The sequence below is a fragment of the Microcoleus sp. D2_18a_D3 genome, from assembly GCF_036702455.1.
Classification (GTDB): domain Bacteria; phylum Cyanobacteriota; class Cyanobacteriia; order Cyanobacteriales; family Microcoleaceae; genus Microcoleus.
The window spans coordinates 26616-51846 of sequence record NZ_JAUBTK010000041.1 but is presented as its reverse complement, the minus strand read 5'-3'; the positions used below and the strand labels follow the sequence as shown (position 1 = coordinate 51846).

General features: G+C 47.2%; 33 protein-coding genes. 3 read left to right on the top strand and 30 right to left on the bottom strand.

What is annotated here, in order from left to right; translation table 11 throughout:
* Window positions 1-48: 48 nt before the first annotated feature.
* From QUB06_RS19125 to rplC, 25 genes are all read right to left on the bottom strand, one after another.
* Window positions 49-993 (bottom strand): DNA-directed RNA polymerase subunit alpha, encoded by a 945-nt coding sequence (locus tag QUB06_RS19125; protein WP_332958426.1) that lies wholly within the window; start codon window positions 991-993, stop codon window positions 49-51.
* Between the two features lie 174 nt (window positions 994-1167).
* The gene (gene rpsK, locus QUB06_RS19120; protein ID WP_332978136.1) at window positions 1168-1566 is read right to left on the bottom strand and encodes a 30S ribosomal protein S11; all 399 of its coding nucleotides are present in this window, start codon (window positions 1564-1566) and stop codon (window positions 1168-1170) included.
* Window positions 1567-1650: 84 nt separating this feature from the next.
* Window positions 1651-2034, bottom strand: a complete 384-nt coding sequence (rpsM, locus tag QUB06_RS19115) for a 30S ribosomal protein S13 (RefSeq protein WP_006634981.1) — start codon at window positions 2032-2034, stop codon at window positions 1651-1653.
* A gap of 82 nt (window positions 2035-2116) precedes the next feature.
* Complete coding sequence (rpmJ, locus tag QUB06_RS19110) at window positions 2117-2230, bottom strand: 50S ribosomal protein L36 (protein WP_015178722.1); 114 nt, start codon at window positions 2228-2230, stop codon at window positions 2117-2119.
* Window positions 2231-2603: 373 nt separating this feature from the next.
* Window positions 2604-2828 carry a translation initiation factor IF-1 gene (gene infA, locus QUB06_RS19105; RefSeq protein ID WP_006276978.1) on the bottom strand — a complete coding sequence of 75 codons (225 nt, stop codon included), beginning with the start codon at window positions 2826-2828 and terminating at the stop codon, window positions 2604-2606.
* A 292-nt stretch (window positions 2829-3120) separates the two neighbouring features.
* Complete coding sequence (locus QUB06_RS19100; RefSeq protein WP_333436596.1) at window positions 3121-3705, bottom strand: adenylate kinase; 585 nt, start codon at window positions 3703-3705, stop codon at window positions 3121-3123.
* Between the two features lie 5 nt (window positions 3706-3710).
* Window positions 3711-5015, bottom strand: a complete 1305-nt coding sequence (gene secY, locus QUB06_RS19095) for a preprotein translocase subunit SecY (RefSeq protein ID WP_333142827.1) — start codon at window positions 5013-5015, stop codon at window positions 3711-3713.
* Between the two features lie 102 nt (window positions 5016-5117).
* Window positions 5118-5564, bottom strand: a complete 447-nt coding sequence (gene rplO, locus QUB06_RS19090) for a 50S ribosomal protein L15 (protein ID WP_006634984.1) — start codon at window positions 5562-5564, stop codon at window positions 5118-5120.
* 146 nt (window positions 5565-5710) lie between these two features.
* Window positions 5711-6259: a 30S ribosomal protein S5 gene (rpsE, locus tag QUB06_RS19085; RefSeq protein WP_190745441.1), complete on the bottom strand. Its 549-nt coding sequence runs from the start codon at window positions 6257-6259 to the stop codon at window positions 5711-5713.
* A 131-nt stretch (window positions 6260-6390) separates the two neighbouring features.
* Window positions 6391-6753 carry a 50S ribosomal protein L18 gene (gene rplR, locus QUB06_RS19080; RefSeq protein ID WP_333039624.1) on the bottom strand — a complete coding sequence of 121 codons (363 nt, stop codon included), beginning with the start codon at window positions 6751-6753 and terminating at the stop codon, window positions 6391-6393.
* A gap of 2 nt (window positions 6754-6755) precedes the next feature.
* Window positions 6756-7304 carry a 50S ribosomal protein L6 gene (gene rplF / locus QUB06_RS19075; protein ID WP_333039622.1) on the bottom strand — a complete coding sequence of 183 codons (549 nt, stop codon included), beginning with the start codon at window positions 7302-7304 and terminating at the stop codon, window positions 6756-6758.
* Between the two features lie 122 nt (window positions 7305-7426).
* Window positions 7427-7831 carry a 30S ribosomal protein S8 gene (gene rpsH, locus QUB06_RS19070; RefSeq protein ID WP_190657976.1) on the bottom strand — a complete coding sequence of 135 codons (405 nt, stop codon included), beginning with the start codon at window positions 7829-7831 and terminating at the stop codon, window positions 7427-7429.
* 22 nt (window positions 7832-7853) lie between these two features.
* Entirely contained in the window at window positions 7854-8399 is a 546-nt protein-coding gene (gene rplE, locus QUB06_RS19065) for a 50S ribosomal protein L5 (protein ID WP_006634989.1), read from the bottom strand.
* Window positions 8400-8601: 202 nt separating this feature from the next.
* Window positions 8602-8964 carry a 50S ribosomal protein L24 gene (gene rplX, locus QUB06_RS19060; RefSeq protein WP_333436595.1) on the bottom strand — a complete coding sequence of 121 codons (363 nt, stop codon included), beginning with the start codon at window positions 8962-8964 and terminating at the stop codon, window positions 8602-8604.
* A 1-nt stretch (window position 8965) separates the two neighbouring features.
* A complete protein-coding gene (rplN, locus tag QUB06_RS19055) occupies window positions 8966-9334 on the bottom strand; it encodes a 50S ribosomal protein L14 (RefSeq protein WP_006634991.1) in 369 nt (122 codons plus the stop codon).
* Window positions 9335-9450: 116 nt separating this feature from the next.
* Entirely contained in the window at window positions 9451-9699 is a 249-nt protein-coding gene (gene rpsQ / locus QUB06_RS19050) for a 30S ribosomal protein S17 (RefSeq protein WP_006634992.1), read from the bottom strand.
* Window positions 9700-9767: 68 nt separating this feature from the next.
* A complete protein-coding gene (rpmC, locus tag QUB06_RS19045) occupies window positions 9768-10049 on the bottom strand; it encodes a 50S ribosomal protein L29 (protein WP_333436594.1) in 282 nt (93 codons plus the stop codon).
* Between the two features lie 160 nt (window positions 10050-10209).
* Window positions 10210-10629, bottom strand: coding sequence for a 50S ribosomal protein L16 (gene rplP / locus QUB06_RS19040; RefSeq protein WP_333057788.1), 420 nt, complete (start codon window positions 10627-10629; stop codon window positions 10210-10212).
* Window positions 10630-10744: 115 nt separating this feature from the next.
* Window positions 10745-11473: a 30S ribosomal protein S3 gene (gene rpsC / locus QUB06_RS19035; RefSeq protein ID WP_006634995.1), complete on the bottom strand. Its 729-nt coding sequence runs from the start codon at window positions 11471-11473 to the stop codon at window positions 10745-10747.
* Window positions 11474-11587: 114 nt separating this feature from the next.
* On the bottom strand, window positions 11588-11947 hold the full coding sequence (gene rplV / locus QUB06_RS19030) for a 50S ribosomal protein L22 (protein ID WP_190657986.1): 360 nt from the start codon (window positions 11945-11947) through the stop codon (window positions 11588-11590).
* Window positions 11948-12043: 96 nt separating this feature from the next.
* Window positions 12044-12325 (bottom strand): 30S ribosomal protein S19, encoded by a 282-nt coding sequence (rpsS, locus tag QUB06_RS19025; RefSeq protein ID WP_006634997.1) that lies wholly within the window; start codon window positions 12323-12325, stop codon window positions 12044-12046.
* A gap of 113 nt (window positions 12326-12438) precedes the next feature.
* Window positions 12439-13302 carry a 50S ribosomal protein L2 gene (gene rplB / locus QUB06_RS19020; RefSeq protein ID WP_333057787.1) on the bottom strand — a complete coding sequence of 288 codons (864 nt, stop codon included), beginning with the start codon at window positions 13300-13302 and terminating at the stop codon, window positions 12439-12441.
* A 175-nt stretch (window positions 13303-13477) separates the two neighbouring features.
* Window positions 13478-13786 carry a 50S ribosomal protein L23 gene (locus tag QUB06_RS19015; RefSeq protein WP_006634999.1) on the bottom strand — a complete coding sequence of 103 codons (309 nt, stop codon included), beginning with the start codon at window positions 13784-13786 and terminating at the stop codon, window positions 13478-13480.
* A complete protein-coding gene (rplD, locus tag QUB06_RS19010) occupies window positions 13779-14411 on the bottom strand; it encodes a 50S ribosomal protein L4 (protein ID WP_190657994.1) in 633 nt (210 codons plus the stop codon). The genes QUB06_RS19015 and rplD overlap by 8 nt, the downstream gene beginning before the upstream one ends.
* Window positions 14412-14602: 191 nt before the next feature.
* Window positions 14603-15238: a 50S ribosomal protein L3 gene (rplC, locus tag QUB06_RS19005; protein ID WP_333436593.1), complete on the bottom strand. Its 636-nt coding sequence runs from the start codon at window positions 15236-15238 to the stop codon at window positions 14603-14605.
* A 431-nt stretch (window positions 15239-15669) separates the two neighbouring features.
* Between rplC and QUB06_RS19000 the strand changes: the two genes are divergently transcribed.
* From QUB06_RS19000 to QUB06_RS18990, 3 genes are all read left to right on the top strand, one after another.
* Entirely contained in the window at window positions 15670-16146 is a 477-nt protein-coding gene (locus tag QUB06_RS19000; protein ID WP_333059805.1) for an NAD(P)H-quinone oxidoreductase subunit N, read from the top strand.
* A 118-nt stretch (window positions 16147-16264) separates the two neighbouring features.
* Complete coding sequence (locus QUB06_RS18995; RefSeq protein ID WP_333436592.1) at window positions 16265-16870, top strand: VWA domain-containing protein; 606 nt, start codon at window positions 16265-16267, stop codon at window positions 16868-16870.
* A gap of 72 nt (window positions 16871-16942) precedes the next feature.
* On the top strand, window positions 16943-17449 hold the full coding sequence (locus QUB06_RS18990; protein WP_333436591.1) for a salt stress protein, Slr1339 family: 507 nt from the start codon (window positions 16943-16945) through the stop codon (window positions 17447-17449).
* 241 nt (window positions 17450-17690) lie between these two features.
* On the opposite strand, the gene QUB06_RS18985 is transcribed toward QUB06_RS18990, so the two are convergent.
* The 5 genes from QUB06_RS18985 to QUB06_RS18965 form a co-directional block, all read right to left on the bottom strand.
* The gene (locus tag QUB06_RS18985) at window positions 17691-18230 is read right to left on the bottom strand and encodes a dCMP deaminase family protein (protein ID WP_333436590.1); all 540 of its coding nucleotides are present in this window, start codon (window positions 18228-18230) and stop codon (window positions 17691-17693) included.
* Window positions 18227-19756, bottom strand: a complete 1530-nt coding sequence (locus QUB06_RS18980; RefSeq protein ID WP_333436589.1) for a thymidylate synthase — start codon at window positions 19754-19756, stop codon at window positions 18227-18229. The genes QUB06_RS18985 and QUB06_RS18980 overlap by 4 nt, the downstream gene beginning before the upstream one ends.
* Window positions 19757-19852: 96 nt before the next feature.
* The gene (locus QUB06_RS18975; RefSeq protein ID WP_333436588.1) at window positions 19853-21184 is read right to left on the bottom strand and encodes a response regulator; all 1332 of its coding nucleotides are present in this window, start codon (window positions 21182-21184) and stop codon (window positions 19853-19855) included.
* A complete protein-coding gene (locus QUB06_RS18970; RefSeq protein ID WP_445251402.1) occupies window positions 21177-23966 on the bottom strand; it encodes an ATP-binding protein in 2790 nt (929 codons plus the stop codon). The genes QUB06_RS18975 and QUB06_RS18970 overlap by 8 nt, the downstream gene beginning before the upstream one ends.
* Before the next feature lie 611 nt (window positions 23967-24577).
* A complete protein-coding gene (locus tag QUB06_RS18965; protein WP_333436586.1) occupies window positions 24578-25201 on the bottom strand; it encodes a Uma2 family endonuclease in 624 nt (207 codons plus the stop codon).
* Window positions 25202-25231 lie beyond the last annotated feature (30 nt).

The following is a 25231-nucleotide window of genomic DNA, read 5'->3' as shown; positions in this document are numbered from 1 at the left end:
AAACTCACCGACTTAAGATTCAGAACTTTTTAACCCGTTACCCGTTGATTAACTTTTAGCTGATTTTTCCTGGGGCAAGGTAATGCCCAAGCGTTTTTGTAAAGCTTCAATCACTTCTTCTGCGGACTTCTGCCCGAAATTCTTGATCTCGAGCAAGTCTTCTTGGGTATAATCCAATAAGTCTGCGACTGAGTTGATCTGAGCCCGCTTGAGACAGTTGTAAGCCCGGACGGACAACTGCAATTCTTCGATCGGAATTTGGCTGGTAGGATCGGCTTCACCGGGATACTCTGGTTTGAGAGAATCTTGGGTGATGTCTTTGAGAGGTGCAAATAGATCTACCAGGATGTGGGCAGATTGACTCAAAGCTTCTTGAGGAGTCACGCTGCCATCAGTCCAGATTTCCATAATCAGCCGGTCTTTCTCGACCGTGCCGCCTACCCTAGCATCTTCAACGCTGTAGTTGACTCTGCGAATCGGCATAAAGATGGCGTCAATTTGGAGAAAATCCAAAGCCGATCCATCATCGCGACTGCGGTCTACTGCTCGGTATCCGATGCCTTTTTCAATTCTGAATTCCATTTCCAGAACTGAGCCTGGGGAGAGAGTTGCAATGTACTGGGATCGATCGATCAATTCCACCTCTGAGGGCAAATCGAATCGATCGGCCGTAACTGTTACAGGCCCCTCAATCCGCAACCTGCCGATTTGCGGCTGCTGAGAATGAGTTTTGAGGACGACCTCTTTCATGTTCAGGAGAATTTCTAGAACATCCTCACGTACCCCTTCGATCGTGGCAAACTCGTGATTGACGCCCGCGATTCGGACTGAAGTTACTGCCGTTCCTTCTAAGTTTGACAGCAGAACTCGCCTCAGCGCATTCCCAACAGTTGTTCCTTGACCGCGATCGAGCGGTTCCAGGACAAATTTTCCGTACTGACTGCGGTCTTTGTCAGTGTTAGACTCTATACATTCAATTTGAAACTGCGCCACGGAGTGACCTCCCTTTTCCACTTTGGATTTTTGATTTTGGATTTTAGATTGCAGAGCATACCCCTGAACGGATTTCGGATTTTGGATGGACGGGGCAACAGTTAGAACCATTAGTTTTTGACTTTAAGCAGTTAGCCATTATCCAAAATCTAAAATCTAAAATCTCAAATCGTTTTAGACTCTACGCCGCTTGGGAGGGCGACAGCCGTTGTGAGGAATTGGGGTAACATCTCTAATCAGGGTGATTTCCAGTCCCGCCCCTTGCAGCGCCCGAATAGCAGTTTCTCGACCTGCTCCGGGTCCGCTCACCATTACTTCTATTTGGCGCATTCCTTGGTCGTTGGCTCTGCGGGCAGCACTTTCTGCTGCTGTTTGAGCTGCAAAGGGAGTGCCCTTTTTAGCTCCTTTAAAACCGCTGGAACCTGCGGATGCCCAGGATATCACTTCGCCGTTGAGGTCGGTAATAGTTACAATCGTGTTGTTAAAGGTAGACTGGATGTAGCCTACCCCATTGGGTACATTCCGTTTCTGCTTTTTTGCACCAGATTTCTTGCCTGTTTGTGGTCGCGCCATATTAGTCTCTTTAACGTTTCTCTCAACTAATGTCCCGAAGCGCTAGGAGCCAGCAGCCCCCAGCGTATTTTTCCAAAAAAGATGTTACTTCTTGGAAGGAGCCTTTTTCTTGCCCGCAACTGTTCGGCGGACGCCACGACGGGTTCTGGCGTTGGTACGGGTTCGTTGTCCCCGCACCGGCAGACCCAAACGGTGACGCCGACCGCGATAAGTTCCGATGTCCATCAGGCGCTTGATGTTCATTGACTCCCAGCGCCGGAGGTCTCCTTCGATTTGGTATGTGGTTTCTACATGAGCCCGCAGAGCTGTCACGTCGGCCTCTGTTAAATCCTTGACGCGAGTGTCAGGATTTACGCCTGTTGCAGCGATAATTTTTTGGGCCCGCGACAAGCCTATTCCGTAAATGTATGTCAGACCTATTTCGACGCGCTTATCGCGTGGAAGGTCTACCCCGGCAATCCGTGCCACACTTTTGTCTCCCTAGTTTTCCTGTTTGGCTACAATGTTCAATTAGGATGCACCTGCGTGCATTGCCCAATCTTCTTTTTTTCTAACCTTGGCGCTGTTTGTGTTTCGGGTTAGTGCATATCACCATCACTCGACCGCGACGGCGGATGACGCGACATTTCTCACAAATTTTTTTGACAGATGCTCGAACTTTCATCTTTCTTCCTGCCTGGAGAACCCCGCTCTACCGGAGAGCAGGCACGCTGGGACTGCCCGTAGAGCGGTGGGAGGAGAGGCTGGGCAAGGTGTAGGCCTCTCCTCGATTAAATTGTATAAAGTGCGGGTTGTTTCATGAAGGAGCCCGCTTGCACCCACTCCCATTGCTGGGGTAAAGTTCGCCTGCACAAAACAAAAATGTTGGCGAGCGATACTTTTACGGCGTAGCAATGACTTAACCCGGTACACCGGTGGGTTGTTGACGCCCTTCTCGGCAACACTACAAACGTAGCATTATAGCATAAATTTGAAGCTTTTTACCAAATTCTCTCTAATTAAACTTAGAATTAGTTTTTAGAAAGTTTTATCTAAGCCTATTTTTTCCGAAGGCGATAAGTAATCCTGCCTTTGGTCAAGTCGTAGGGAGTCAATTCGACTTTGACGCGATCGCCAGGCAGAATTTTGATGTAGTTGCGGCGGATCTTGCCGGAAATGTGAGCTAGCACGTTAAACCCATTATCTAGGTCAACGCGAAACATCGCATTCGGCAGGGATTCCGTCACTGTCCCTTCCATTTCAATTAAATCTTGCTTAGACAATTTGGTATTTACCTCAACTCTACATTTGATTAACTAGGAGTGTCCCGCTGTTTACATCAACACCTATTTACTGGTAGGAGTGAAACGGGAAGCGGGGCAAGAATTCGGGCGACTCGATCGACTTCTTGACTCAACCAACGGCTCGCTTTAGCTTTACTTGAGTAAAGTTGTGGCAATTAGTATCGAGTTCAATCCGGTCTCTAGCAACCCTCACAAAACCTGATAGCACAAAAAGCTCCTAGTTAACATATCTTAGCAAAAGCTTGTGAGTAACAAGCTGTATTGAGAGGGTTCAAGAGTCGATCGAGAGAGATTGTTGCAGTTCTGCGGTGACTAATTCCATTGCTCGATCGCCATCAACCGCAACTAACTGTTGGCGGCCGCTGTAAAAATCAATCAAAGGCTCAGTTTGCTCGCGATAAACTTGCAACCGGCGGCGGATCGTCTCCTCATTGTCATCCTGCCGGCCCCGCGACAGCAGGCGAGACACCAAAATTTCGTCAGGCACGTCAAGATTAACAGCTTTGAGACCAAATTTTGGGTTCGGTGTACTCCCCTCGGCACCGCTAAGCTCCTGGAGCAGTTTGTCTAAAAAAGTTGCCTGGGCAACTGTGCGAGGAAAGCCGTCAAGAATCCAGCCAGCATTAGCGTCCGGTTCATTCAAGCGTTCCTGCACGATATCCATCAGCAATTGGTCGGGAACCAACTCACCCCTGTCCATGTAAGCTTGCGCCTTTAGACCCAAGGCAGTTTTCGCAACCACGCAGGCGCGCAGGATTTCGCCGGTAGAAATGTGGGGTATTTTCCAGAGAGCGCCTAATATCTGAGCCTGAGTTCCCTTTCCCGCCCCTGGAGGCCCCATGAAAATAAATTGCATTGCGATTACTTCACCATTCCTTCATATCGTTGGGAGATGACGTAAGTTTGAATTTGCTTAGCAGTTTCGATCGCCACACCTACTAGAATCAGTAGGGAAGTTGCGCCAAAACCTCTAAAAGTTTGCACGCCGATCGCGCTTTCTACAGCAGTTGGTACAATGGCCACCAGACCGAGAAAAATCGCTCCCAAGAAAGTCAAACGGTTCAAAACCTTCTCCACATAATCACTCGTTTTCTGACCCGGACGAATTCCAGGAATGCTAGCACCCATTTTTTTCAAGTTCTGAGACATATCTACGGGGTTGACAATCAACGAAGCGTAGAAATAGCTGAAGAACAGAATCAAAGTCAGATAAAATAGCGCGTAAGCCCAAGGCGTCGGCCCGTTCGGACTCAAAACATTAGCAACTTGAACCAAAAACGGGTTATTGAGAGACTGAGCGAGGAAAGAAGGCACAATCAACACCGAAGATGCAAAAATAATCGGCATCACTCCGCCTTGATTCAAGCGCAGGGGCAGATAACTCCGGCTCTCCCGATAAACTTTGCGGCCGACTTGGCGGCGGGCCGAAATAATCGGAATGCGGCGAGTACCTTCCTGAACAAAAACAATCCCGACAATCGTCACCAAAAAGACCAGCAGCAGAACGACTACACGGCCGACAACTTGCGTGTCCCCACTTTGAGCCAATTCAAAAGTTTGTCCCAAAGAGCGCGGCAATACCGACACAATATTGATAAAAATCAGCAGCGAGGCTCCGTTCCCGATACCTCGCTCCGTCACCACTTCCGATATCCACATCACAAACATTGAGCCGGCTGTCAGAGCCAAAGCAGTTTGTGCTATGAATAAAGGCGATGGAGATTGAGCAAAAGGGCTGACCCAAATCGCAATGCCAATACTTTGCAAAATTGCCCAGCCCAAAGAAACGTAGCGAGTAATTTGAGAAATCTTGCGCCGCCCTGCTTCTCCTTCATTTTTCTGCAACTCTTCTAAGCTTGGCAGAGCCGCAGTTAGAAGTTGCACAATAATTGAAGCATTAATGTAGGGCAAAATCCCCAGCGCGAAAATCCCCAAAGCTGACAAGCCACCTCCTGAGAACAAATCCAAAAAGCCAATTAAAGGGCTATTTTCGACGTTTTGGGCAAAGGCGACTCGATCGATGCCGGGGACTGGCAAGTGGACACCCAGGCGTACTAAAATCAGTAAGCCAATGGTTACGAGGATGCGGCCTCGTAAACCAGCAGCTTGAGCCATCTGCATGAACGTCTCTTGTGCAGTTGGCGCTTTCTCTCTACTAACGTCCATAGTTACGATTTGGGATTTTAGATTTGGGATTTTCGACTAAATCATTTTCTGATAGCAAGCTTGAGGATTTGAGATTTGGACATACTCTCAAACCTCAAATCTTCACGCAACTAATTCGCAACTTCCGCCTGCAGCTTCAATTTTTGTGCGAGCACCTGCGGTAAAAGCCGAGGCGCGCACTTGCAAAGGTACATTCAGTTCACCATCTCCTAAGATTTTCAGCGGCCCATCGTCTGTGGTGACAATTTTTGCTTGGATCAAAGAGGTGAGAGTAACTTCGGTGTTTGCTGGCAGCGATGCTAATTTACTTACATTAATGGTAGTGTACTCTTTCCGGTTCACTAGAGGGAAGCTTTTCAACTTGGGGAGACGGCGGTAGAGAGGATTTTGACCTCCTTCAAAACCGGGTCTAGTGCCGCTACCGGCTCTAGATTTTTGACCGCGCATCCCTTTGCCGGAGCTCGCGCCTTGACCGGCAGAAATACCTCTGCCCAAGCGTCGGGGGCGCTTTTGGGAGCCTGCTTTGGGTCGGGCGTCTTGCAATCTCATAGTTTTAGTAATTGGTAATTGGTAATTGGTATTTAGAGAGGGGGTACGCAGTAGTTTTGAGTGCGTGAGTTTTAAGTTGCGGATTTTTTTATTTTCACCGCAAGCACTTAACACTCAAAACTTACAGTTTCCCATTCTCGCGTGCCCTAACCGTAGAGATTTTCTACTGGAATTCCGCGCTCTTGAGCAACTTCGGACAAGGTGCGGAGGGTGGAGAGGGCATTGACTGCGGCTCGGGCGTTGTTTAAGGGATTTCCAGAACCTAGCTGTTTGGCTAAGATATTGCGGACTCCTGCTAGTTCGAGAACAGTTCGCACTGCTCCCCCTGCAATTACCCCGGTTCCCGGAGCGGCCGGCCGCATCATGACTTTAGCTCCGCCACCGTCACCGTTGATGGGGTGAGGGATGGAGTTAGATTTGGTGAGGGGGACTTCAATTAGGTGCTTTTTGCCGTCAGCGACGCCTTTTTTAACGGCACCGATTACGTCGCTAGCTTTGCCGACTCCTACTCCAACTTGACCGCGTTCGTTGCCGATAATGACTATGGCGCGGAAGCTGAGTTTTTTACCACCTTTGACTACTTTGGTAACGCGCCGAATCTGAACAACCCGTTCTTGCCATTCGGATTCTTTTTCGCGCCCTTTGTTGTTGCTGCTGCTTTTTTTCTTGTTGCGCTGTTCTTTTTGTTCTGCCATAGTTTTGTTCTTTGGGAATTGGGGATTAGTAACTGGTAGTTGGAAATGAGAAATTAACAATTAGGAATTAAGAATTTTGTTGTATATTCTTTTTTCCTTCTTCCTTCTTCCTTCTTCCTTCTTCCTTCTTCCTAGAAGTCTAACCCCGCTTCGCGAGCTGCTTCTGCGAGGGCTTTAACACGACCGTGATAGAGGTTGCCCCCCCGATCGAATACGACTTTGACTATGCCAGCGCTGGAACAGCGTTTGGCAATCAACTGACCGACTTGCACGCTCGCGGAGCAGTTGCCGCCAGAACTGAGAGTTGACTTCAATTCGGGATCGAGGGTTGACGCGGCGGCCAAAGTGTGCTGGGCGGTATCGTCGATTACTTGAGCGTAGATGTGCTGCTCTGAGCGAAATACCGCTAGTCTGGGACGTTCGGCGGTGCCGAACACCTTGCGCCGAACACGGCGGTGTCTGCGCTGGACTGATTCTTTGCGAGTAAGCTTCATGGTTACTTCTTACCTGTTTTGCCTGTTTTACCAGCTTTGCGCCGGACGACTTCGCCGCTGTAGCGAATGCCTTTGCCCTTGTAGACTTCGGGCGGACGCACCGCGCGGATGCGGGCTGCTGTATTGCCTACGAGTTCTTTGTCAATGCCGGAGACAATGACGTTGGTGTTGCCTTCAACTGCCATTGTGATGCCTTCTGGAGGGGGCATTTCCACGGGTTTGCTGTAACCGACGTTTAAAATCAGGTTCCGTCCTTGAACCTGTGCCCGATAACCTGTGCCGATAATTTCGAGACGCCGCTGAAAACCTTGAGATACACCTTCGACCATGTTGGCGACTAGAGTGCGGCACAAGCCGTGCAGTTGTCTGGCGACGCGAGATTCGTCTCTGCGGGTAACGAGTAAAGTCTCGCCTTCAATTCCCATGAGGATTTCGGCTGGGATAACTCGGGAAAGTTCACCTTTAGGGCCTTTGACGGCTACTTTTTGACCGTCTAGGGTGACGGTGACTTTCGTGGGGATGCTAATCGGACGCTTGCCAATTCGCGACATAGTTTTTTGTCCTTTGTTTTTAGTTATTAGTCCTTGATTATTAGTGCTTAGTTATTAGTCCTTAGTGATTGATTTTTGAGTCTGTTGCCAACGACCAGTGACTAATGACTAATGACTAATGACTACCAAACATAACAAAGCACTTCACCGCCCAAACCTTGGCGTCGAGCTTCTCGATCGGTCATAATGCCGCTGGAGGTAGAAATAATGGCTATGCCAATTCCGCCTAACACTCTGGGCAATTCTTTACGGTTCGAGTAAACGCGCAGTCCTGGTTTGCTGACTCGCTTAAGTGCCGTGATAATGGGCTTGCGAGTTTTACCTTTGTACTTTAGAGAAAGCACTAAATGTCGCTTGACCCCTTCTGCTTCTGCTTCTTCAAATTCGCCGATGAAGCCTTCACTTTTGAGGACTTGGGCGATGCTGCGGGTCATTTTTGTAGCTGGAATTTGCGTTGTTTGGTGGCGCGCCATGCAAGAATTGCGAATGCGCGTCAACATATCTGCTATGGTATCGTTAGCTGCCATCTTTTGCTTCTTACTCTAGTGCTTAGTTGTCCCGGAACGGCATTCCCATTTCTTTAAGCAAGGCGCGTCCTTCTTCGTCGGTGTTTGCTGTGGTGATAATTGAAATGTCCATGCCTCGAATTTGATCGATGCGGTCATATTCTATTTCTGGAAAAATTAGCTGTTCTCTCAGACCCAAGCTGTAGTTGCCGCGCCCGTCGAAGCTTTTGGGGCTGATGCCGCGGAAGTCACGGATTCGGGGGAGTGCGAGGTTGATCAGCCGATCGAGAAAATCGTACATCCGATCGCCGCGCAGCGTCACCATCACGCCGACGGGTACTCCTTTGCGGATTTTGAAGCCTGCGATCGCTTTTTTCGCCCGCGTCACCACTGGTTTTTGCCCGGTGATGATGCCAATTTCGTTGATCGACGAATCGAGTGCCTTAGCGTTTTGAGATGCTTCTCCCAAACCGCGGTTCACTGTGACTTTGACGAGTTTGGGAACCTGATGGATATTAGTATATTTAAACTGATCCATCAGTGTGGGAACGATTTTTCCTTGATAAAGAACCTTGAGTTTGTCCGGCATAGTTTTTGTGTTTCGTTAACTGTCCCTGGGCTTGGTCAGGGAATTATTAGTTGTCAGTTGTCCGTTGTCCGTTGTCCGTTGTCCGTTGTCCGTTGTCCGTTGTCCGTTGTCCGTTGACTGTTGTCAGGAAAGCATTTGTCTAATGACTAATGACTGATGACTAATGACTAATGACTAATGACTGATGACTGATGACTAATGACTAATTATCGATGATTTCTCCGGTTTTTTTGAGCTGTCGCAGTTTCCGGCCATCTTCGCTAAATGTATAGCAAACGCGGCTGGCTATTTTTTCTTTTTCGGAATAGTGCATGACATTTGAGCTGTGAATGGGAGCCTCAAACGTGACTATTTTCCCGGACTCTCCCTCTTGCTGGGGCTTGACGTGCTTGGTTCTGATATTTACACCTTTAACAATTACTTTGCTGACTTTAGGATATGTCTTTAAGATTTCTCCGACTTTTCCTTTCTCTTTGCCAGTAATTATTTGCACGGTGTCGCCTGCTTTGACGTGCATTCTGTAGCGCTGCAGTTCGCTAGTTGGTTTACCCTTTTTTCCGTACATTTTAAAGTACCTCCGGGGCTAAGGAAACGATTTTAGTAAAGTTTTTGTCGCGCAATTCGCGGGCTACGGGGCCGAAGACGCGAGTGCCTTTGGGGTTGCCGTCTACGTTGATAATAACGGCGGCGTTATCGTCAAAACGAATGCTCATGCCGCTGTCGCGACGCAAACCTTTGCGGGTTCTGACAATGACAGCCCGGACGACATCTGATTTTTTGACGGCCATATTGGGGATGGCGTCTTTGACGACGGCAATGATGACATCGCCGACTCCGCCGTAGCGACGGTTGCCGCCTCCCAATACGCGGATGCACATCAGTTTGCGGGCTCCGCTATTGTCGGCGACATTGAGGTATGTCTGGGGTTGAATCATGGTGATTGTTGACTGTTAACTGTTGACTGTTAACTGTTGACTGTTAACTGTTGACTGTTGACGGCTAATTGATTAATCAAGTACCGATCGGGCGATCGCGATATCGCAATTAACTGTTAGCCGTTTTTTGTCCCGAAAATCTCAGCAACCGTCCAACGTTTGGTTTTGCTCAGTGGTCGAGTTTCAGTGATGCGGACACGATCGCCGGATTTGCACTGATTTTCTTCGTCGTGAGCTTTGTACCGCTTGGTGCGGACTACGATTTTGCCGTATTTGGTGTGGGAGGAGCGGTTTTCGATTGCTACCACGACGGTTTTATCCATCTTGTCGCTGACTACTACGCCAACTCGTTCTTTAATTGCCATAGCTACCTATTTTTGTTGTGCAATTGACTTTTTTTTAGCTAATGTGCGAGCCGAGGCTAGGCTGCTGCTCACTCTGGGCTGACTTCTGGGCTGGGAGCAGAATCTGCTGTTTCTTTAGCTGCGGCTGATTTTGCTGCTGCTTCTTTCTCAGCAACGATTTGGCGCTCGCGTTCAACTGTCATCAATTGAGCTAGCCGGTGTTTGGCGTGCTTGAACAGGTGAGGCTTTTCCATGCGGCCGGTAGCTTGCTGGAGCCGCAATTCCATTAGTTGGCGCTTGACTGCTAAAATTTGCTCTGCTATTGCAGCATCGCTTAATTCTCTAGCTTCTTTAATCTTGGTCAAAGACATAATTGTGTGCTTTCTCGTTAGCGAGCGGTATGACAGAAGACAGAATTGTCTCGCTTGGCTGAAGGTCGAAGGAAAGAAAAGTTATGAAAGCCAGATTTTAAAATGCTGTAGCCGTTTAAAATGCTGATTAATACAGACCTAATTCTACCTTCGCTCTTCGCTATGACTGGTCTTCTTCGCGAGTGATGAACTTGGTTTTAATTGGTAATTTGAAAGATGCCAAACGCATTGCTTCGCGGGCAGTTTCTTCACTTACGCCGCCAATTTCAAACATTACCCGGCCCGGTTTGACCACGGCAACCCAAAACTCAGGTGAGCCTTTACCAGAACCCATCCGGGTTTCTGCTGCGCGCTGGGTGACTGGTTTGTCGGGAAAAATACGAATCCAGATTTTGCCACCCCGACGGATATAGCGGGTCATGGCGCGCCGTCCGGCTTCTATTTGGCGGGAAGTAATCCAGGCGGGTTCGACGGCTTGGAGCGCGAAGTCGCCAAAGCTAACTGTGTTGCCGCGGGTGGCAACACCGCTCATTCGCCCGCGCTGTTGTTTGCGGAATTTGGTTCTTTTAGGGCTTAACATGGCGAAAGGGAGTTGGGTAATTGGTAATTGGTAATTGGTAATTGGTGATTGCTAATTGCTAATTGGTTTGGAACAACTGACAATTAACAAGTGACAACTAACAGTTAACAATTAGCTAGCCTTCGTTCGATCGATCTTCAAAGTTCTGGCGACGGCGCTTTTGTTTGGTGCGGGGCACTGCTGCATTTGGTGCAGCCTCTTGTTCCTGTCCGGGAATAATTTCGCCTTTGAAAACCCAAACTTTAATGCCCAGAATACCGTAGATGGTTTGAGCAGTGCAGTAGGAGTAGTCGATGTCTGCCCGCAGCGTGTGCAAGGGGACTCTTCCTTCGCGCGTCCATTCGGTACGGGCAATTTCTGCACCGTTGAGGCGTCCGCTGACTTGAATTTTGATGCCTTGGATGCCGACTTTTTGAGCGCGGGTGATTGCTTGGCGGACGACTCGGCGGAAGGATACGCGCCGTTCTAGTTGCTGAGCGATGTATTCTGCGATCAGTGTGGCATCGGCGTCTACTCGCTGGACTTCGACGACGTTGATGCGGATTTGGCGGTTGCTACCGAGTTGCTGCTGCAAACCGACGCGCAAGGTTTCGATGCCTGCTCCGCCGCGGCCTACGACAACGCCTGGTCTGGCGGTGAACACTTCTAGGTCGATTTGATCGGCTTTCCGCTCAATTTTGACCGAGGAAATCCCAGCATTGCTGAGGGTTTTACGAACGTACTTGCGAATTTTATAGTCTTCTTGCAAGAGTTCTGGATAGTTTTTGGGATCGGCAAACCAGCGAGAGCGGTGCTCTTGGGTAATGCCGAGGCGAAAACCAATTGGATGTATTTTTTGGCCCATAATAGTTGATGAGTTAATTGGTAATTGGTAATTGGTAATTGGTAATTGGTAATTGGTGATTACCCATTTTTTTCAACTTTAAGCTGTTTATTACCTCTTACGTTTTTCCCTGGTTTAGTTTTCTACGAGCGGAGCTACTACTACGGTAATGTGACAGGTTGGCTTGCGGATTTGGTAGGCGCGACCTTGAGCGCGGGGTCTAAAGCGTTTGAGGACTGGGCCTTGGTCTGCGTAAGCTTGAGAAACTACCAGCTTGGATTTATCCAATCCTGCATTGTGTTCGGCGTTGGCTACTGCCGATCGCAAAACTTTGACGATTGGTTCGCAGGCGCGGTAGGGCATGAATTCGAGTAAAATCAGCGCTTCTTGATAGCTTTTGCCACGAATTTGGTCGAGGACTCGGCGCACTTTGAAGGGGGATGTTCTGATGTAACGGGCGATCGCCTTAATTTCGGATGTGGTATCTATAGCCATTTCGATTTCGGTAATTGGTAATTGGTAATTGGGCAAAAGGTAATTGGTAATTGGTAATTTTTTTTCCGACTACCTATTACCTGTCACCTAATTCGGCTATCTTTTCGCCTTTTTATCACCACTTTTCGCGTGACCTCTAAAGGTGCGAGTGGGGGAAAATTCTCCGAGTTTGTGACCTACCATTTGGTCGGTGAGGTAGACGGGTACGTGCTGTCTGCCGTTGTGAACGGCGATCGTGTGACCTACCATTTGGGGCAGGATTGTGGAAGAGCGCGACCAAGTTTTAATTACTTGTTTTTGGCCGGCGGCGTTGAGTTTTTCGATTTTTGTCATCAGAGCATCTGCGACAAAAGGCCCTTTTTTTAGCGATCGAGACATGATTTTTTTAGTAATTCAGGAGTCATTAGTCAGAATTAAGCAGTCATTGGTCATCAGTCCTCAGTCATTAGTTAGCAGTTAATAACTAAGCACTGAAGACTGCTGACTGATGACTAGCTTTGTCTGCCGCCCTTGCCGCGCTTGGAAGCTTTGCGGCGACGCCGGACGATTAAAGCGTCGCTGCGCTTGTTTTTGCGTCGAGTTTTTGCACCCAATGCTGGTTTACCCCAAGGAGTGACAGGCCCCGGACGTCCGATGGGAGCTCTGCCTTCGCCACCGCCGTGCGGGTGGTCTACCGGGTTCATGACGCTACCGCGAACGGTGGGTCTGCGACCTTTCCAGCGGGTGCGGCCTGCTTTACCCAGGCTGATGTTTCTGGCGTCGGTGTTGCCGACTTGACCGATGGTGGCGTAGCAGTCGGCGCGGACTTTGCGCTGTTCGCCGGATGGCAGTTTGAGGGTGACGTAGCTACCTTCTTTTGCCATTAGCTGAGCGCTGGAGCCAGCGGAGCGAACGATTTGTCCGCCTTTTCCGGGTACTAGCTCGACGTTGTGGATGCTGGTACCGAGGGGAATGTTCTTCAGGGGGAGGGCGTTACCGATTTCGATCGGCGCGTCTGGGCCTGAGACAATTACTGTACCGACGTTTAAGTTGAGCGGGTGCAGGATGTACCGTTTTTCGCCGTCTTTGTAGAACAGGAGGGCGATGCGGGCGTTGCGATTGGGGTCATATTCGATCGCCTTGACGGTAGCGGGAATGCTGTGTTTGTCGCGGCGGAAGTCGATGTCTCTATAAAGCCGTTTGTGACCGCCTCCCCGGTGGCGACAGGTGATGACGCCTCGGTTGTTGCGGCCTTGTTTGGTGTGCTTATTGCTGGTTAGAGACTTTTCTGGCTCTGATCTGGTAATTTCAGCAAAGTCCGAGACGGTTTGTTCTCGGGTGCTGGAGGTATAAGGTCGGTAAGAACGGATGCCCATAATCGATCTATCTTAGATTTTGGATTTTGGATTTTGGATTTGACGTTTATCGATTTTAGATTTTAGGTTGAAGATTGGCGATCTTTGGTTAACTTACGAGTTTTCTGGTTCGAGAATTTCCACCAGTTAACCGCAATTTAAAATCTAAAATCTAAAATCTAAAATCCAAAATCGTCTAGACTTCTGGGAATAGGAGTTTGCGGATCGAGTCTCCGTCGGTCAGAGTTACGGTTGCTCGCTTGTAACAAGGTTTAAAGCCGACGAATTTGCCAACTCGACGCTTTTTGCGCGGCGGGTTTTGGGTGTTGACGCCGATGACTTTGACCTTAAATAGTTCTTCGATTGCAGCTTTGATTTGAGGCTTGGTCGCTTTGGGAGCTACGTCGAATGTGAATTGATTTAATTCCATCATTCGGGTAGCTTTCTCGGTGAGAATCGGACGCTGGATCAAATCTGCGTAGTCGCGGGGGTCGATTTTACTCACCGTAAATCTCCTGAATTTTAGCTATGGCTGTAGATGTGACGATAATTTTGTCAGCCGCGAGAACGTCGTAAACATTCAGGGATGTTGCCAAGATGACGTTTACTAATTCGATGTTGCGTCCGGATAAGTAGACGTTTGGTTGCGGTTCTGGCAAGATTAACAGAACTTTTGTATCGGGTTCGATGCCCCAGCGGGCGATCGCACTCAGCAATTCTTTGCTTTTCGGTCTCGGAAATTGCTCTGCAAATTCTTCAACCACAATGATGTCTTCGGTGCGACTTTGGAATGCTGTCCGCAAAGCGAGACGGCGTTCCTTTTTGTTCATTTTGACTTCAAAGTCTCTCGGTTTTGGCCCGAAGATGACACCGCCGCCCCGCCACAGCGGAGAACGGATAGAACCTGCTCTGGCTCGACCCGTGCCTTTTTGACGCCAGGGTTTGCGGCCACCGCCTCGGACTTCCGATCGAGTTTTGGTGCAAGCATTTCCTTGACGAGCGTTATTCAGTTGCCGCGTCAATGCTCTGTGAACGATGTGAGACGCATTTTCTTCTTTGGCTACGCGCAGTTCTAAAGTTGTTTCTCCAACTTCTTCGCCTTGCCAATTTCGCACTACACAGTTAACCATATCTTTTGTCCTTTGTCTGTTGTTAGTTGTCTGTTGATTAGTTGTCTGTTGTCTGTTGTCTGTCGTCTGTTGTCTGTTCTCAGGTCTTAGTTTTCAGCTCTTAGTTTTCAGCTTTTAGTTCTTAGTTATTGCTTGCTACTAACGGCCAACCACTATCTACTGACTGCTGACTACTGACTACTTACTACTGACTAACGTCCTACTCTTTTCTCAGGCACAACATTGACTAAGGCGCCAGCTTTGCCGGGAACTGCTCCCTTAATTAGCAGCAAATTCTGCTCTGTATCCACCCGGACAATTGTTAATTTGCGGACGGTGACTTGAACGTTGCCCATACGTCCCGCCATTCTTTTACCGGGATAAACGCGACCGGGAGTAGTTCCAGGCCCGATCGATCCAGGTTCGCGGTGGTTCTTGGAACCGTGAGACATCGGGCCTCGTTTAAAGTTGTGGCGCTTTTGAAAACCTGCAAAACCTTTACCGATGCTGGTACCGATGACATCTACTATTTGTCCCGGTGTAAAGGTATCTGCTTTTAGTTGTTGACCTAATTCAAATGAACTGGTGTCTTCCAATCGGTATTCCTGCAAGTGGCGCAATGGATTCGCCCCCGACTTGGCAAGGTGTCCTAGTTCTGGCTTGTTGAGAGCCTTTGGTTTGACTTCGTTGTATCCAACTTGAACGGCACCGTAGCCGTCAGTTTGTTTTGTTTTGATTTGAGTTACTGTACAAGGCCCTGCTTGTATGACGGTGACGGGGATGGCTCTCCCTTCGGCGTCAAACACTTGAGTCATGCCTAGTTTAGTGCCAAGAATGCCTACAGACACGGATTTTCTTCCTTTTATTTACGCAAGAGGTTTCGGATTGCGAAATTTACGTCAATCCGCTTGCTCTTGTGCAGAAACATTTATTTCAATGTTCCTGCAATTAACTGTTATCAACCAACAGCCTTCCTCGGTGTTTAAAATTTGAGTTTTAAATTTGGGAGCGAGCTTGTGGAAGTCTTGCAAGGGTTGAGATTCGCGGCTTTTTACCGGCTAGATCTCCGAGTTTTGTCTCGGTCTTGCTTGTTTGTGCCAGGACTTGAGCAGCAAACCACTCAGTATCCTTTACGGCGACAATTCACAATAGTACATGAAGTGTTTGTCGTTTGTCAAGGCCGGTATGAGAATTTTTAGGCTCAACTTTAAGATTTATAATATTTCCAGCTCGCAAGCAGCGATCGACCAAATTTTGATACAGCAGGAAACACAAATTTATGGGACTGATTACGACGGGATCTGATCTGATTCGGGATTTGGAAAAGTCGGGGTCGCTGGCCCTGTACGTTCCTTTAGAAGGAGGATTTGAGGGGCGCTACCTCCGCAGGCTGAGGGCTGCGGGCTACGGTGGGTACACGATTTCGGCGCGGGGTTTGGGTGATTTGGCGATGTATTTAACGGGGGTTCACGGGGTGCGGCCGCCGCATTTGGGCAAGAAAACTACTGGCAATGAAGGAGCTGTGGGTTATACGTACTACGTGCCGCCGATGTTGAAAACTCAATTAGACAATTTGCCGCCGAAAGCAAAAGGACTGGTGCTGTGGATTATTGAAGGGCAGATTTTGTCGAGTCAGGAGATTGAGTATTTGACTGTTTTGCCGACGTTAGAACCGCGAGTTAAAATAGCAGTGGAGATGGGGGGCGATCGAGCTTTTAGCTGGAAGCCACTTAAAGACGCTTTAGTTGCCGCTTAAATTCCGCTATTTGCGATCGCAAATCAACTAAAAAACGCAGCGAGCAACTAAAGCTCAACAGCTTCTGCTCGCTGGTTTTGATATTTTTGGGAACTACTTAATTAACAGGAAAAATCTTATGCTTCAGAACCGCGATTATACCATCATTATTGACAAAAGCGGCAGTATGTACACAAAAGACCAGATGGGCGGTAAAACTCGGTGGGCGCTCATCCAAGAATCGACGATCGCATTGGCGAATAAATGCGAAGAACTCGATCCTGATGGCATAACAGTTTATGTGTTTTCCGGTCGCTTCAAGCGCTACGACAACGTAACAGCAGCTAAAGTCGTGCAAATTTTCCAAGAAAACGAACCTTCGGGAACTACGAATTTAGCTGCTGTTCTGCAAGACGCCCTGAACAGTTATTTTCAGCGCAAAGCATCCGGTAAGACCAAGCAAAATGGGGAAACCTTATTAGTGGTGACGGACGGGGAACCGGACGATCGCAAAGAAGTGATGAAAACCATTATAGAGGCTTCGCGGAAGCTCGATCGAGATGAAGAGTTGGCGATTTCTTTCATTCAAGTAGGGAATGCGCCGGAAGCTACTAAGTTTCTCAAGATATTGGATGACGAACTGCAAAGCGCCGGGGCTAAATTCGATATCGTTGATACTGTCACGATGGATGATATTGAAGGAATGACCCTGACAGAGGTATTGCTGAATGCAATAACTGATTGAGGAGGCGGGCGAAGTTTCCGTGATTATATTTGGGCCAGTTAGCCCAGCAGCATTTTTTAGGGGGTTTAAGTTATGGAATCTATCGAGCGCCTGTTAGGTGAACTTAAGGCAGAGTATCAAGCATCTAAAAAAAATGCTGAGTTGAAAACTCAGCCGTCGGTGCAAGCACAAGTGCCTTTGCCACAAGCAACAGTGCCGTCTAATCAAACATTTAAAACATCAGATATAAATTTGTATGCTGGTTCTTTGGATAAGGATTTAGCTCAAATTAAGGCTGAGTACGAAGCACAAAATAAAGCTCAGGAAGCGGCTTCACAGCAACCGCTTAAGGCTGAGCACGAAGCACAAAATCAAGCTCAGGAAGTAGCTTCACTGGAACAGCAGCCAGCAGAAAAAGTCGCGGGGCAGCAGTTGGACGTACAAACGCACAGACAGAAAGTTAGGCAAGCTCAGGTTTGGCTGAAAAAGTTGGATAAAAATTCCGATGAGGGATATTGGTTCGATCAGTTTGCTTTTAAGTATTCTTCGAGGATAGATGCGGCGATCGACTATTTGCAAGCTGTGAATGAGTTTGATTGATTGAACTACACGGTATTCACAATTTGTCAGGAAGTTTTTTGGTTAATCCCCATCTCTATTTGTTGTAAAGACACGGCAGTGCTGTGTCTTTACAAAGCGTAAAATAAATATCATTTGTATCACGCGGGATTTAGGATACGGCACTGCCGTATCCCTACAAATGGCCAGCAAATAAATATCATTTATAGGAACACAGCACAGTTATTTCCTGTGGCTGCCACAACCACGGGGAGGATTGCTCCTATACTAAATTTTTGGACACAGATGTAGGATGCAATAAAAACAAAGCTGCCTTTTTTGCTGTATCTTCAGATAGCTGAATTTGTTTTAACTCAACAATACCTTCACTGATAAAAGTATCTCTCAAAGCAGCTTTTTCTCCGCTGTTAAAACTCGTTTCGTAAAACACTTCTCTAATTCCAGCGGCAATGACTAATTTCAAACAATAGATGCAGGGTTCTAAGGTGACGTAAATACTAGCCCCAGCAGTAGATATACCGTGTTTAGCAGCTTTGGCGATCGCATTTGCTTCCGCGTGAACCGCCCTTGATGGCAAAGTTTTACTGGCGTCGCAACTACTCAAACCAGGATAGCAGAAGCCTTGAGTAGTACAGTGTGCCGAACCTGACGGCGAACCGTTGTAACCCGTTGCTAAAACTTGCCTGTTTTTAGTGATCACCGCGCCTACAGGAAAAGCCAGACAAGTCGATCGAGTAGCAGCCAATTTTGCTAACATTAAGAAGTATTCGTCCCAAGTCGGTCTTTCTTCTTCTAGATTCATTTTCTATCCTGAATGTATTGGTTGCTGGTTTTCAGACACTCGGCCGCCTTTTGCAATTCTATTCCCAAATAACCAATATGCTCGCCTTTGATAGCCGGGGAAGCCGCACAAATTTCTCGCACTAACTTGAGAGGGTTTTTTCCAGAATAACAGGTGACAACTTCGCCACTGCCGGGGGTGGTTTGCGTGACAACTATTTGATTGTCGGCTACTTCAACTAAAAAATTGCCTGCTGCATCGAAAAAGTCTCGATCTTCGCAGATTTTAGCATATTGGGTTTGAATTAGTCGATCGGCATTTTCAAAGGTATCGTCATACAAGTGAGCCGATTGACTCAGCGTTACCAACGGGCCCATCGTCAAATTATAATCGGAACGCCTCGCAATTTCATCTCGAATGTGCTGCTGCAAAGCCCGCAAACCCATTGCATTGGCCGGCCAAGCCGCAAACATATCGTTACTGCGGAGAGTTGCAGTTAGGGATATTTCTTCGTCTACAACTCGCACCCAAATGTGATTTAAACAAGGACTGCCGCTGTGCTGGTGGTCTGAGGAACCGTCAGACCTTCTGTTAATATTTCCGCCGGCATCCCACAAACTAATTACAGCACTTGCCGCGTCAATTTCTTTAATTAGTTTGGCAATCACTTCTTCAATTTGATCGCGGCCAAACCAGGACCGCATCCGCTGTGCGTAGGTATATTTAATGCCTTCGTTATACGGGGCATCTTCCAGCATTTGCGGTTTGTACTGTTCGAGGAAATCGCGGTCGATTGGTAAGTAATTCGGTTCGGGAAAATAGAACTCCGCAGGTTCATCTGTAATCACTGCCATTAAGTCAATTAATTCTTGCCACTGTCCGTCGTAACCAGTCGGCCGCAAGGTGCCGGTGGTCTTAATTCGGTGGATGATTTTTACCCAAGTTTCGGCTATAGTTTTACCTTCGATTCTGTGTCCGTATTTCTGACCGGGGAGTACAGTCGGGACGATTTCGACTAGGGGAAATGTTACGGGTTCTCCCCAAGGTTCAACAGATTCTTTTTCCGAAAAAGACTTGACAAATGTCACTGTGTCGGCTATATTTTGGGCTTCTTTCCATTCTATTGAATGACGCAATAGTTCTAAGGCTTCTGCCGCTATTTCAATATCAATGTAGCCAAATATTGAAGATTTAATTAGCCAGCAATCTCTACCTGTATCGCTTTTTCCCGCTTCAAAGCCGTTGCGAAAAAAGTCGAGCAAGCACGCGGCAGCACCGGAGTTGCTGTCTTCTTTAGTAGCGTTGAGAATTACTAAAAAGCGGACGTGGGGATTGCACAGCAAGTTTCTAATTAAGAAGTTGATGCCGCGAGTAGGAGAGTAGAGTTGTCCGATGACAGCAAATTCGTTGGGTTGTAATTTTTTGCCGATCGCACTTTTTACTGTCCAGCCGCTGACAATGGCTGTTTGCCCCGTTCCACAAATTAATTGATTTGGTTTGTATAGGGGTTTGTACTCAAATTTATTGACGAGATTTGTGGCTGTCATGGTTTACCGTTTTTTGCACCGCGTACTACTATATCAATAGTTTGGAGGGTTTGAAGAGGGGATTAATCAGGTTTCTGCTGCCACTGCAACGATTTGTTATACTGCGTCAACGCAGATCCTTGCCTGAATGTCTTTTACAGCGATCGCCCTCACCGGAATTGAAATCACAAACTCTGTACCTTCACCTAAAGTTGAGTTAACTTCTAGAGTTCCAGAGTGTTTCTCGACTACGATTTGATGAGCGATCGCCAATCCCAGCCCTGTTCCTTGCCCCACGCCTTTGGTGGTAAACAGATGCTCAAAGATTTTTGGCTTCACCGCATCCGTAATGCCAATCCCATTATCCTGAATTCGGATCACTGCCTGAGATTCCGACAATTGGGTTTTGACAGTAATCTGGTTGGGGTTGGCTTTGATCTGAGCAAAACTGCGTCCTTTATTTGATTCCTCAAGGGCATCGATCGCATTTGCCAGCACATTCATAAATACCTGATTCAACTGTCCGGCAAAGCATTCTACCGGTGGCAGATCGCCATAGTCTGTGATCACTTCAATTTCCGGGCGACATTCGTTGGCTTTGAGGCGATGCTTGAGAATCAAGATTGTGCTGTCAAGCCCGTCGTGGATATTGTAATGAATGGGGCGATCGCAATCCGAACGCGAGAAGGTTCTTAAACTGGTGCTGATTGTGTGAATGCGATCGACTCCTTCTTGCATCGAATCGATCAACTTGGGTAAATCCTCTTGTAAGTATTCCAAGTCTATTTCCTCCAGGAATGCCTGTAGCGTGGCACTTGGATAAGGGAGTTCTTTTTGGTAGAGATCGATAACTTGAAAGAGGTCTTTTATACAATCCTGAGCGGGTTTCAGATTGCCAGCAATAAAACCAAGCGGGTTATTAATTTCGTGCGCGACACCCGCCACTAAATTGCCCAAAGCAGACATTTTTTCGGTGTGGACTAACTGAATTTGAGACTGTTGCAGTTGTGTGAGTGCTGCTTCTAAATCAGCGGTTTTCTCAGCTACACGCTGTTCGAGATTTTTAGTTAACTGCCGTAGCTGCAAATGAGTTTTTACCCGTGCTAGCACCTCCTGTTCTTGAAAGGGTTTGGTGATGTAGTCCACAGCACCCAGGACAAATCCTTTCACCTTACTATCGGCATCGGAGAGAGCGGTCATAAAAATGATGGGAATACTTGCGGTTTTCGGATCTGCCTTCAGACGCTTGCAGGTTTCAAAGCCGTCAATTCCTGGCATTTGAACATCGAGTAAGATCAGATCCGGAGGATAAGCTTGGACTCTCTTAAGAGCGCGATCGCCATTGATTGCGGTTGCTACTTCGTACCCCGCATCACTTAAGGTCTCACAAACCACTTCTAAGTTGGCAGGGGTATCATCCACCACCAGAATTAATTCAGGACTAGACATCGGCTTTCTTCTCTGTGAGGTGTTGTTGTAGCAACTCTTCAATCTCTTCGGCTTTAAATTCCTTGGCTAATTGAAGAATTTGTGAGGCAAAATCAGCGTAGCGAGGGTTAGATTGAGCAATATGCTCTGTGTGCGATCGTAGCCGTTTTAAGTTGCCTTGTTGTGCCAATTCTAGTAAGGTATTTAACTCGACCTGGGAAGGAATAATCATCCCTTCTGGCTTTTCTAATGCAGTCGTTGGAGTGGATGGTTCAGAGTCGTTTGAGCCAGTCATTTCATATTTCCATTCCAATTCCAAATGAGTGGCTAAGAGGTTAAATAATTCACTAACTTCCACTGGCTTTGCCAGGAAATCATTTCCCCCTGCATCTAAACTCATCTGTCGATAGGCTTGTGATACTGATGCAGAAGAGACTACGATCTTCTGGTGTTGCAAATCCTTTGCACTGCGAATTTGTTTGAGGAGTTCAAAGCCGTCCATAACTGGCATCGCCAAGTCTGTAATCACTAAGTCAGGTTGAGACTGTCGTATTTTTTCCAATCCTGCTTGTCCATTTTCTGCCTCACTAAGTTGGAATCCTAGTGGCTCTAACAAGTTGACGAGAACGGCTCGGTTTTCCCAACGATCGTCTACCACCAGAATGCTGCGTCGTTGTCCTTCGTAACCAATAATTTGTTTTCCAGTTGTGAGGGAGTTTTGCTCGGCCCAATCTGTGGCGATCGCCAGTTCCACCTCAAAAAAGAATTCACTGCCGACTCCGGGTTGGCTATTAACTTGGATTTGTCCGTTCATAAGTTGGACAATTCTTTGGCTGATCGCGAGTCCTAAACCCGTGCCCTCGGCTTGGCGCTGGCGATCGCCCACTTGTTCAAAAGCCTGGAAAATTTTATCCAAATGATCGGGCGCAATTCCTACGCCCGTATCTTCAACTTGAAATTTGAAAGAGCGAGTAGACGGATTGGGAGGATTCTCAACTACGGCAACCTTGAGCGTGACAGAACCTTTGTCGGTGAATTTAATCGCATTTCCCACCAAGTTGAGTAACACCTGACGCAGCCGTTTTTCATCGGCAAAAACCCCTTCCGGTAACTGCGGATCGGGATCGTAAACGAAGTCAATGCCTTTTTGGTCGGCACGAATGCGGCAGATTTCAGCGACACCTTGGAGGAATGAGGGAAAGTGAATTGCTTTAGGTGCGAGTTCTAGTTTGCCGGCTTCAATTTTGGACAAGTCCAACACATCGTTAATCAGCGTCAGCAAATGAGAACCACACTGGTGAATGATTTCTACCCCATGACGTTCTTTCGCTGGCAATGCGCTGCTGCGGTTGAGGATTTGAGCATAACCCAAAATACCGTTGAGGGGAGTACGGAGTTCGTGGCTCATGTTGGCGAGAAATTCGCTTTTTGCTTGGTTCGCGCCATCGGCTACAAGTTTTGCTTCTTTCAGTTCTGCGGTGCGTTCCTCAACACGGCTTTCCAGTTCGATGAAAGAGGTTTTGAGTTGCGCTGCCATTTGGTTGAACGCTCGCCCCAGTCCTTCGAGTTCGTGGATGCCTTGCACTTCTACCGTGCGATCGAGTTGTCCGGTGGCGATCGCTTCACTCGCTTGCTGCAATTTCATAATCGGGCTGGCAATCCAGCGAGAGGTGTAGATACCTAAGACTGTGGCTCCAGCTAATGCTCCTAAACAGAGCAAGATGGTGGTGCGAGTGTTAGCACTAATTTGCCCCATAAAGTCAGATTCTGGAACCACTACAACTACCAGCCAATCTAAACCGTACTGATTGCGCCACGATGTCACTTGGACAAACTGACGCTGGTTGTTAATTGTAAAATCAATCTGTTGATAATCTTGAATTTTATTAAACTCACCAAACTGTTGGACAAGGTGCTGCGCGGTAGATTTAATAGTGCGAACGCTACTCTCAGTTGCTTTTAGGCGTTTTGGTAGATTGTCGATCACGACAAAAGGCTGTTCGCTACTAGAACTTGCAACTAACAGCCCATTGCGCTCCAGAATAAATGTTGTTCCTGATGGACTAGCTTTTAGCTGCCGCAAGAAATCGCTAATTTGTGAAAGCCTCTGCTCAACTCCAATTACGCCTACTAATTTTTTATTTTTAGGGTCGTAAATAGGACGGCCAACTGCAATAGATAAAGGATAGGGCTTAACCTCCCACTGATAAATAGAACTCCACATCGGTTTTCCAAATTTGACTGCTTCCGAATACCAGCTCTCTTTTTGAAAATTGTATTCCCCATTGTCTCTGAGAATTCCGATGCGATTTGCTTTGCTATCCGTTTTATAGAGGTAGTTATGATTGTTGCCATGTCGCTTTGGGTTAAGTTCGTCAATGACAATCGTTTCTTGACCATCATCACCAAAGTTGACTCCAGAGGCAGCAAAATTCCCTTCTTTGGAACCGTAGAGTACGTAACCCACATTAAAAGATTGAACCTGTTTCCGAAAGAAGTCTCCCAGCTCTTCGGTGTTTTCTACATTCAGCAAACCCAAATCGATAGAATCTTGATTAAGTTGATTAAGCTTAACAGGAGTGGAGAGATAGCTCTCTAAATGTTGGTCGATCCGAGCGCTGACTTCTTTGGTCAATTTCCCCGCTAAATCGTTCACTGCTTTTTGCCCATTGCGAAGTGAAAGATAGCCGGTTAATCCAACTGCTGCAAAGATTTGTAGTACAAACGGGACAATGAGGAGCGATCGCAGGGAAAGTTTGCGGTTAGGTTTAAATAGATTCAGGGATGAGTTTGTCAGAGACATGGTAGTGGCTTCTAAAGAAAATAGACTTGAGGAAGTGCTAGCTTGATGTTCAATCCACCTGGGTAGAGGTTTCAAGGCGCTTAAATTCCTGGCGAGACACCGACGCTTCGTCACTCCAACGACGAGTCGCATTAGCAAGTTGCGAGTTGCTTTCTCTTTTTCACGGGAGAGCAACAATGGCTGAGTTTGTTGATGTGCCGTTGGTTGGTGGAGTGGGAGGCGGTTATCAGCTTTGATATGTTAGCCGAGTGTTCTTTTTAGTAAATCAGGCGATCGTTCTGGATCGAATTTAAAGGCGATCGCACGCACTCCACCAACAATCTCTCAACCCAATTCCCATCGAAGACTACCGTTTACAGAAAATCCCAAAGAAAGCCCTGGGCTTTTAGTCGTGGGATGAATCTGCTTACCCTTTAGGGTCAGCCCTTTTCAGTTTATGCCGCAGTCCCCTAATTAGATGCTAACTGTATCAATACTTCAAAGTTACCTGTAGGTCGATCTTAAACTCGATTTGATCCTTCCCACATTCTAATTAAACCCAGTCTTAAGCTAAAATTTCTCACCGTGAGTTTCTCTTTTTAGGATTTTAAGAAATTAGTTTAACAAATACCTCAAGCCAACAATTCACTGACCGCTACGCTAAAACCTGCAAGCACACTTTGAGTGTTAACAACTTCATCCGCATTAAACAACCGCCAGCGTTCCCCTGCATTGACAAATATTAATCTAGCTTCAGGAAACAACAACCAAACTTCTAAACATCCCGATTCCAAATATTCTTGAGCTTTGGCAAATAACTCTTCGCCGCTATCTTCGGGGGAAGCAACTTCCGCTATCAAAGGAAAACTTTGGGAAAATGCTGTAAAATTGCCTGATTGTGGCAGCAGTTCAGGAGTAATGTAAGCAACATCGGGACGGCGACCCTGCTTGCTAGTCCGGCAAAGGACTTCTGTAAGAACTTCTCCTCCCTGTCCGCTGGAATTTTTGTAATTTCTCCAGGATGTAGATAATTTAGATTGAGCGAGACCGTGCTTGAATGTCATTCCTGTTTTCTCCACTAAGTTGCCGTCAACCCATTCCATTCTATCAGCAGGTCTGACTAAAAAATTTTCAAGAGATATGACTTTTTTAGGCTCAGATTCTGGCGGACTTTCTGCTATATTTTCTGATTTTTGCGGTAATTCTGGTTCGGAGTTTTGGTCGGCATTTTTTTGTATAATTATAGTAGCTCTCATGCTAGAAACCTCTTGTTAACGATTATAATT